Origin of the sequence: Microcoleus sp. T3_D1 (genome assembly GCF_036700405.1) — a bacterium.
Taxonomy (GTDB): domain Bacteria; phylum Cyanobacteriota; class Cyanobacteriia; order Cyanobacteriales; family Microcoleaceae; genus Microcoleus.
In genome coordinates this window covers 1-2,340 of the sequence record NZ_JAUBOV010000187.1, presented here as the reverse complement: position 1 = coordinate 2,340, position 2,340 = coordinate 1, and the positions used below count along the sequence as shown (strand labels likewise).

The window sequence follows — 2,340 nt, the reverse complement described above, 5'->3', positions numbered from 1 at the left end:
TGGGTTTGAGATTTAGAGAAAATCCCGGCACAATTGTTAACTCTTCGCAAGCAATCGGCCCCACACCAACCTTACCGCCCTTGCCCGTAGAAATTCCTGTTTCTAACAAACTTGGTTTAGCAGTAGCTCCCGGTCAAACTTTAGCATTAATTGGCGGTGACATTCTACTACAAGGCGGAAATTTAACAGCTTATACCGGACAAATATTACTTGGCAGCGTCCAAAGTCCTGGTTTAGTACAATTTGAACCAACAGCTTTAGGTCTGAATTTAAACTACGGAAATATTCAGAACTTCGGCAATATCGCAATCAACGGTGTCTTTATAAATACCAGCGGATTAGGAGGGGGAAAAATTGATATTCGAGGTTCAAACGTCACCGTTAGTAGTTCGGGAATTTATAGCCTAACACTGGGAAACCTTGATGGTAGAGGCATTGACATCAACGCCCAAAACTTGCGAGTAGAGAGAGGGTCACAAATTTTCACCCCGACAGTGGGAGATGGCAAGGGGAGCGATATCAACCTCCACGCTACTGACTCATTACAAATGAGTGGGCTGGGAATTCAGGGCTATCAGAAGCTTTACAACCAATATTTGACTTCAGGAACAGTCAACCCTTTTGACCCGCAAATTGTTATGAACTCTGGTACTGTTGGCAGGGGAGCCGCCGGAGACATTAACATTGACACTGGACGGCTACTGCTGCGCGATGGAGTGGTTGGCGGTACCGCCACCCTAGGTGCTGGAAATGGCGGAAATCTGAATATCCGCGCCAACACGGTTGAGTTTGTCAGTTCATTGTTAAACAACGAAACCACAAAGGTAAGTACCGGTCAAGGCGGAAACATCAATCTTGAAGCACAGCGGTTAATCATGCGCGATGGTAGCTATCTCCTCAGCCTCAGCCGTAGTAATAGAGCATCAGGGAATATCGTCATTAAAACGAATGAATCTGTAGAATTGTCGGGAGGAATCCCTGGAACTACAACGCAAACTATAATTGGCACCACCACTGCCAATGGGAATGGGAAAGCCGGAGATATTACGATTGAAACTAAACGATTGACTGTTTCTAATGGAGCCGGAATTGCTTTATCCACGGGTGCGAATATTGGCGAATCCGTGCGTTCTAGGAGTGGAGGCCCAGGAGGAAATTTAACCGTGAGAGCTTCAGAGTCAATAGAAGCGATTGGCGTTTCTGGAGTTTTGGGCACTGCGGGTTTCGCACCTAGTGGTTTTTCCACTCAAACTTTTAGCTCTGCTCCAGGTGGAGATATCCACCTCTCGACACCAAAACTGACTTTGCGGGATGGGGGAATAATTACGGCTGCTTCTTTGGGTGCAGCAGATGCGGGAAATATTACAATTGATGCCGAACGCTTAGAAGTACAAGGACTTGGGAATAACGGTCGCTTCAGGAGTAGAATTGAAGCTTCGGCTGGCAGTACATCTATCTTTGTCAATCCTAATGCTACGGCGAATGCCGGTTCGTTAAATTTGAATGTTAATCAATTGATTGTCCGGGATGGGGCAACGGTGAATGTTCAGGCTTTGGGAACGGGAAGGGCTGGAAATATTAATGTTATAGCTAACTCAATTGCCTTGGATAATAAAGCTAGTATTGACGGTACAACTGACTCTGGCGGGGGTGGAAATATTAATATCAGGGCGCAAGATGTCCAGTTGCGGCGCGGTAGCAGAATTACCACGGATGCAGGTATTTCTGACGGTGGAAATATCAGAATTGATAGCGATATTTTGGTAGCTTTACCAAGAGAAAGTAGCGATATTACAGCTAACGCTCGGACAGCTAGAGGTGGTCAAGTTACGGTCAATGTACCAAATATTTTTGGTTTTACAGCAATTAACCGCGAACAAGCCAGGAGTAGTTTAGGACTGACTGATGCTGAATTTGCGGCCTTACAAGTAAATCCTACTTCTCTAATTCCTACCAGCGATATTGCGGCGATTTCCCAAAGTACCGGCCCCGCTTTGCAAGGTACTGTAACATTTAGTTCTGTGGGAGTGAATCCCGTTCAAGGTTTAGTGGAACTGCCGCAAAATGTGGTGAATCCGGCTGCGTTAATTGCGGCAAATCCCTGCACGCAAGGGGCCGAGAGCGCATTTACCGTCACTGGGAAAGGAGGAGTGCCTGCAAGTCCTAATGATGTTCTCATCAGCAATTCTAGCCAGTTTAATTGGGTGGAGCCAGCGGTAGGTGGAACTCAGCAAGTAGAAAGCCTCATAACATCCATAGAAGTTCGGCCAACAGAAATTATTCCCGCTCAAGGTTGGGTAATAGACGATCGAGGACAAGTAAGGCTGGTAGCCTATAATT

At 46.3% G+C, this 2,340-nt stretch carries 1 protein-coding gene; it reads left to right on the top strand.

What is annotated here, in order from left to right; genetic code table 11:
* The coding region (locus QT992_RS33255) for a filamentous hemagglutinin (RefSeq protein WP_333378735.1) at positions 1-2,340 on the top strand (2,340 nt) is incomplete at both ends.